Here is a 6,298-nt window from a genome sequence, read left to right on the forward strand (position 1 = left end):
CTGCTGCTGCACTGCGCTGTCGCTGCGGCGCGGGTACGGGCCCCGATTCCAGCCTGGCGGGCTCAGCCTGCGGCCTGTCCCAGCAGCTGCGCCAGCTCCGCACGGGCGCGCAACAGCTCTCCTCGCATCCGGTCCAGCATGGCTTCTTCTTCTGCGGTGTAGTAGCCCAGGCGGCCCAGCTCCTCAATCCAGCTTGCCTGCGCCTTCAACCGGCGTTCGGCCTCGATGACGTGCCGACCTGCTCTGTCCAGAGGCGTTTCGCGCAGAAGCATCCCGGGCGATCCTTGCTCGCCGGGTTCATGTTGCGGCGCACAAGGATGGTACCCAGGCGTTTCAAGGGGGCGCTACTGGCATTGACCCGGCCTTACTCCGGCCGGCGCTGTCCCCCAATGCGGCCAGTCGTACACGGGCTTCACCGTGTACACCCACGCTGCCGCCTTGATGGCGCTGTCCCAGGTCAACCACTTCGGGTTGTCCCGCTCGTCGAGGGGAAACCACATCACGCCGTGAATCACGCGCGCCACAGTGAAGCCACCGCTGGTGAGCCGCACCACGTCGATGCTGCCCCGCGGCATGTTCGGGCCGTAGCCGTAGCGGCCGGGTTGGTCTGCGCGGAGGACAGGAGGAAAGAAGCTGCTCATGGAACGCATCTCGCTGTACTGCGCCAGGATCATCGCCGCTGCGACCGCTGGATGGGGCACAGGCGGTCCCGCAGGTTGTCCGGCGATGAGGGGCGCTTCTCGGCCTCGGCAGCTGGCACGTGCATCAAACGTAAGGCCGCGTTGCAGCGGGCGGATTGCAGCCGCAGTCGTGAGCAGAATGCCGGCGCGGCTGGCCTGTCATCCGGCCGCAACTTCTACCTGCCAACTTGATTGAGCCCCAGCCGGGGCTTTTTTTCGCGCGCTTGGCTACGTCACATCCACCACCGGGAGTCAGACGGCGGCCAAGCTGCAGTAGCGCTTCACGGTCGTGGTTGCTTGCTACAGCAGCCCGCGCCCGGCGTGGTCTTTGAAAAGCTCGACGCTGCACACCTAGCCGCTCACGGTGTCGAGGCTACGGTGGCGTTTGACTTCCACGGGTTTGAGCACACCGGCGCCGGCCTCGGCAGCGCTGGTGAGAAACCCTGCGCGCAAGGCAGGGAAAAGCAAGGCTTCCCAAAGTTTCCGCAGTGGTGAGCGGTCCGCCTCTTGCCCCGAGTGGCCGTCCGTGCGCTGATCGCAGGCGGCTGCAGCCCGAACCCGGGGCGCGGACCTGAGCGAGCAGGTGTCCATGAACAGCGAACTGCGCCGGTTGCGTTGCCTGCACGAGCTGTCGATCCTCGACATGCCCTGCAAGGCCGAGTACGAGGCCCTGGTGGAAGCCACGGCGCGGCTGTGCGGCATGCCAGCCGCGGCCCTGTGCATGGTCGACGAGCAGCGCGTGCAGCCTATAGCCGTGTTCGGTACGCCCCTGGCCGAGGTGGCCCGCGAGCAAAGCATGTGTGCCTACGCCATCGGGTCGCCAGGCTTGTTCATAGTCCAGGACACCCGGCGCGACGAGCGCTTTCGCGACAGCCCCTGGGTGACTGGCGCCGCGCAAGTGGTGTTCTATGCCGCCATGCCGCTGGTACTGGCTGACGGTGCCGCGGTGGGCAGCCTGGCGATACTGGACTCGGTGCCTCGCTCAATGCCGCCCGACGCAGCCCGGCTGCTGGCCCTGCAGGCGCAGCAGGCCGTGGCCCTGTTGCGTGGCAGGCGGGACGGCCAGCGGCTGCAGCAGACGCAGCAGCAACTGGCGGAGATCGAGACTCTGGGGCACGTGGGCCGCTGGGAGTTCGACATCGACGCGCGCCGGGTGCACTGGTCGGACGAGGTGTTCCGCATCCTGGGCCACGAGCCACAGACCTTCGTGCCGACTCTGGCCAACTTCGCGAGCCAGCTCCACCCGGAAGACCGGCCGGCCTTGTCGCACGACCTGGCCCACCTCGACGCCGGCGACGGGCTCGTGGACACCGTGCACCGTGTCGTGCGCCCGGACGGCAGCGTGCGGCACGTGCACGAGCGCGGCCGTCGTGTCAGCTACCCCGGCAGCCTGGGCGACCGGGTCGTCGGCACGATGCACGACGTCACGGCCGAGCACGAGGCCGTGGACGCGATGCGCCAGCAGATGCTGCAGCAGCGGCACCTGCACGAGCGGCTGCGTCTGGCCTGCCGGCTGGGACACCTCGGAGACTGGCACTTCGACGTCGCGACCAGGAGGCTGCACTGGGGCGAGGAGGTCTACCGCATCCTGGGCATCGACGCACACGAGGAAGCATCGATCGACAAGGTACTGCGGCTGCTCGCGCCGTTGGAGCGCGAAGCGTTGATGAACGCCTTCTCGGACTGCTGCCGCTCGGGAACGCCCTACGACCTGGTGCTGCAGATCACCAGCACCAGCGGCCGCACGTTGTGGAGCCGCTCCATGGGCGAGGCTGTCCGTGATGCCGACGGGCAGATCACGCGGGTGCAGGGCGCGTTCCAGGACGTCACCGACCAGGTGCTGGCGGTGGAGCGTGACCACGCCTTGAGCCGCCGGCTGCAAGCGGCGCTGGAGGGCATGGGCGATGCCTTCTGCCTGCTGGCCCCGGACAGCCGTGTGCTGTATTTCAATGTCGCGGCCGAACGGCTGCTGTCGTGCGATCGCGGCGCGGTGCTGGGGCAGCCGCTGTGGGAGGCTGTCGCGTCCCTGGCCGACTCGCCGCTGCACCAGGCGGCCCAGGAAAGCCTGGACAGCGGCCACTCCACGCACCTGGGCTACTTCCACGCGCCGCAGCGCCGCTGGCACGAGGCCTCCGTCCATTGCGCTGACAGCGGCCTGGCGATCTACATTCGCGACGTCACGCAGCAGCACGCCCGCATGGAGACATGGCGGCTGCTGGCCGAGGCCATGCCGCTGATCGTCTGGACGGCGCTGCTGGACGGCAGCGTCGACTACCTCAACCCGGCCTTGGCGCGCTACGCCGGCGTCCCGATCGAGGCGCTGATGCGCGAAGGCTGGCTCGATCTCGTGCACCCGGACGATCGCCCGCGCGTGATCCGGACCTGGGCCGAGGCCCGCGCCCGCCGCGAGGCGGGGCAAAGCGAGTTCCGACTGCGCCGCGCCGACGGCGTGTACCGCTGGCACCTGGCCCGAACCGTGCTGCTGGCAGACCTGGCTGGCCAGCTGAAGTGGTACGGCTCGACCACCGACATCGACGACACCAAGCTGCTGCAGCAGGCGGCGCAGGCGATGGCGCTGCAACTGGCCACGACGATGGAAAGCATCACGGACGCCATCTTCACGCTCGACGAGCAGTGGTGCTTCACGTTCCTCAACCGCCAAGCGCAGCTCGAGCTCGGGCGCCCTCGCGAGGAGCTGCTGGGCCGGCCGCTGTGGCAGGAGTTTCCCGGCGCCTCGGGCACGCGCTTCCAGCAGGAGCTCGAGCATTGCGTGGCCTCGCGCGGCGCCGTGCACTTCGAGGAGGTGTTCGTTCCACTGGACAAGGCGCTGGAGGTGTCAGCCTACCCGTCCGACAGCGGGGTCACCGTTTACTTCCGCGACGTGACCCAGCGCCGGCGCAGCGAGCAGGACCGGGTCGCACGCCAGGCCGCCGAGCATGCCAGCCAGGCCAAGAGCGAGTTCCTAGCCCGGGTGAGCCACGAGCTGCGCACGCCGCTCAATGCCATCCTGGGCTTCGCGCAGCTCATGGAGCTCGACGCCGACGCGCCGCTGCAGGGCGTCCAGGCTGAGCGGCTGCACAGGATCCGCGGCGCGGGACGCCACCTGCTGGACATGATCAACGAGATCCTGTACCTCACCGGCATCGAGGCCGGCAACGTGCAGCTGAACCTGGCTCCCGTGGCCATTGCTCCGGTGGTGCAGCAGTGCCTGGAGAGCCTGGAGCCCCAGGCGGCGGCCGCCGGCGTGAAGCTGCGCAACGGCATGCACTCGGACATGCCCGTGGTGCTGGCCGACGAGAAGCGGTTGCGCCAGGTGCTGCTGAACCTGCTGTCCAACGCCGTGAAGTACAACCGCCGAGGTGGCTGGGTGGAGGTGTCGGTGCGCACCGACGCCGATCGCATCCGGATCGACGTGGCCGACACCGGCAAGGGGCTGAGCACGCAACAGCTGGCCCGCCTGTTCCAGGCCTTTGACCGCCTGGGCGCCGAGCGCACCGAGATCGAAGGCACCGGCCTGGGCCTGGTGATCTCCAAGGGGTTGACGCAGCTGATGCAAGGCGACCTGCATGTGGCACAGCGCGAAGGCGGCGGCAGCGTGTTCACGCTGGAATTGCGTTCTGCCCACGCCGCTGCGGAGCCCGGGTTTCCGATGTCGGACAGTGCCGCGCCGGCGCCTGTGGCCACGTCGGACGGCAGCGACGGCAGCTTCTCACTGCTCTACATCGAGGACGAGCCCGTCAACGCGCTGCTGGTGCGCCAGGTACTGCTGGCACGCCCTCAATACCGGCTTCATGAAGCCGCAGACGGCCGCAGCGGCGTACAGCTGGCCCGCGAACTCCAGCCCGACCTCGTGCTCATCGACATGAACCTGCCGGACATGAAGGGTTACGAGGTGCTGGCACTGCTCCAGGGCGATGCGTCCACCGCACACCTGCGTTGCATTGCGCTTTCGGCCGACGCGATGCCGAGCACCATCCGAGCGGCCCTAGAAACCGGCTTCATCGACTTTTGGACCAAGCCCATCGACGTGCCTGATTTCCTGCGCCGGCTGGATGGGAAGCTGCAGGAGCATTGACCGTCGGCCGGAATGAGCTGCCGTGCCGACTGGGTACTGCACCACCGCGGACGGCGAAATGACCTTTGCCAACAACTTGTGATGCGTCGTCTGGCTCAACGCCTCGTCGGCAAGTTGTCGGATAGGACTCAATTCCGTCATGGCGCCAACAGTTGCGGAAACCTGCGCCCCTTGCTTCTGCCGCAGCAAAAGGATGCCCTTACTGCATCGTCAGACCGCCGGCGCTCTTGCCCTTGCCCGCACGCGCCGGCGGGTTGCACAGCCCGCACACGTAGTGTTTGGCGATCTCATGCGGGTGCGTCACGAAGTGGCCGCCGCAGCCGCTGCACCGGGTCATGGTCAGCATGCCGGTGTCGAGAAACTTCACCAGGCGCCAGGCGCGCGTGATGGACAGCAGCGGCTCCAGGGCCTGGGTCGTGGTGTGCTCCAGGTAGAGCTGGTAGGCCTTGATGATGAGGTCGCCCTCGTCAAGGGCTGCGCTCTTGTTGAGGTACTCGTGGATGTTGAGGAACAGGCTGGCGTGGATGTTGGGCTGCCAGGTCATGAACCAGTCCGTCGAGAACGGCAGCTGCCCCTTGCTCGGGCTCTGGCCCGAGACTTCCTTGTACAGCCGCAGCAGCCGCTCGTAGCTCAGGTCGGTTTCGCGCTCCAGGACCTGCATGCGCGCACCCAGGCCGATGAGCGTGACGGCGCGCTCGATCTGGCGCGCTTCGGACAGGATGCTTTTGTTCTTGGCCATGGTTCAGTGATACGTCAGCGAAAGGGTCGGTTTGAAACTCACGCGGCTTCTTGATGACGCCCGGCCATCAGGATGGAAGCATGCAGGCGGCTGACGCCGTCGTTGGCGGCGCTGCGGCCATGGTTGGACAGCAGCTGCCACACCAGGTCGTCTTCGACGCGGAAGCGGCACAGCAGCGTGCTGCCCGAGGCGATCCTGAGCATCTGCGCCGGCGACAGCGAGGCGATCAGGTCCACGGCTTCTTCCGAGACGCCCAGCCGGTAGAGCGCCTGCTCGCGGTCGCTGCGGATGAGGCTTTGCGCCAGCATCAGGTACGACAGGTTGGCTTCGCGGATCTCGGCAATGATCTGTTCGGTATTCATGGGTCGGCCGCTTCATGCATCGGCGGGTTCAAGGCATGGGCTGCACTTTAAGAGCCGGAACAGCGGCAGCAAATCGGGCCACTTCCATGGCTTGAGTCCAGCTTTGCACAAGGTGGTGTCGGAGAAATTCCTACATCGATACGGAGTCCGCCTGACAAGGACAGGTCTGTTCCTCACGCCGTACTTGTTGGACCTTGGCCCAGCCTCCTTGCTCCACCTCACTGGTTGCCAAGTCAGGCCTGGAATTGCGCTGGCATTACGGCTCTTCTGGCAAGATCACTTCATGGCGGCCTCCGGCACAATCACAGTCATCCAAGGGTAAGCGGTCGCCCTGCGGCGTCCTTCACCGCGGCCTTGCCATCCGAACAATGCCCTCATCGGTAACGCATGAGGAGCGACAAGGATGGAAGCAGGCAGGCAAGTCGTCAGGCGGCGGCGGCTG

General features: G+C 67.0%; 5 protein-coding genes. 1 reads left to right on the forward strand and 4 read right to left on the reverse strand.

Annotated elements, in window-relative coordinates:
* Positions 1 to 62 precede the first annotated feature (62 nt).
* Together FJ694_RS30775 and FJ694_RS30780 are read right to left on the reverse strand one after the other, a co-directional pair.
* Positions 63 to 272: a hypothetical protein gene (locus FJ694_RS30775; RefSeq protein ID WP_157271355.1), complete on the reverse strand. Its 210-nt coding sequence runs from the start codon at positions 270 to 272 to the stop codon at positions 63 to 65.
* Between the two features lie 72 nt (positions 273 to 344).
* On the reverse strand, positions 345 to 674 hold the full coding sequence (locus FJ694_RS30780) for a hypothetical protein (protein WP_157271356.1): 330 nt from the start codon (positions 672 to 674) through the stop codon (positions 345 to 347).
* A 595-nt stretch (positions 675 to 1,269) separates the two neighbouring features.
* Between FJ694_RS30780 and FJ694_RS30785 the strand changes: the two genes are divergently transcribed.
* On the forward strand, positions 1,270 to 4,755 hold the full coding sequence (locus FJ694_RS30785) for a PAS domain-containing protein (RefSeq protein ID WP_157271357.1): 3,486 nt from the start codon (positions 1,270 to 1,272) through the stop codon (positions 4,753 to 4,755).
* Positions 4,756 to 4,954: 199 nt separating this feature from the next.
* Here the strand turns inward: FJ694_RS30785 and flhC are convergent, their stop codons facing one another.
* Positions 4,955 to 5,494 (reverse strand): flagellar transcriptional regulator FlhC, encoded by a 540-nt coding sequence (flhC, locus tag FJ694_RS30790; RefSeq protein ID WP_157271358.1) that lies wholly within the window; start codon positions 5,492 to 5,494, stop codon positions 4,955 to 4,957.
* Between the two features lie 38 nt (positions 5,495 to 5,532).
* The gene (gene flhD, locus FJ694_RS30795) at positions 5,533 to 5,856 is read right to left on the reverse strand and encodes a flagellar transcriptional regulator FlhD (protein WP_157271359.1); all 324 of its coding nucleotides are present in this window, start codon (positions 5,854 to 5,856) and stop codon (positions 5,533 to 5,535) included.
* Between the last annotated feature and the right edge of the window lie 442 nt (positions 5,857 to 6,298).

Source organism: Azohydromonas aeria (genome assembly GCF_009760915.1).
GTDB lineage: Bacteria > Pseudomonadota > Gammaproteobacteria > Burkholderiales > Burkholderiaceae_C > Azohydromonas > Azohydromonas aeria.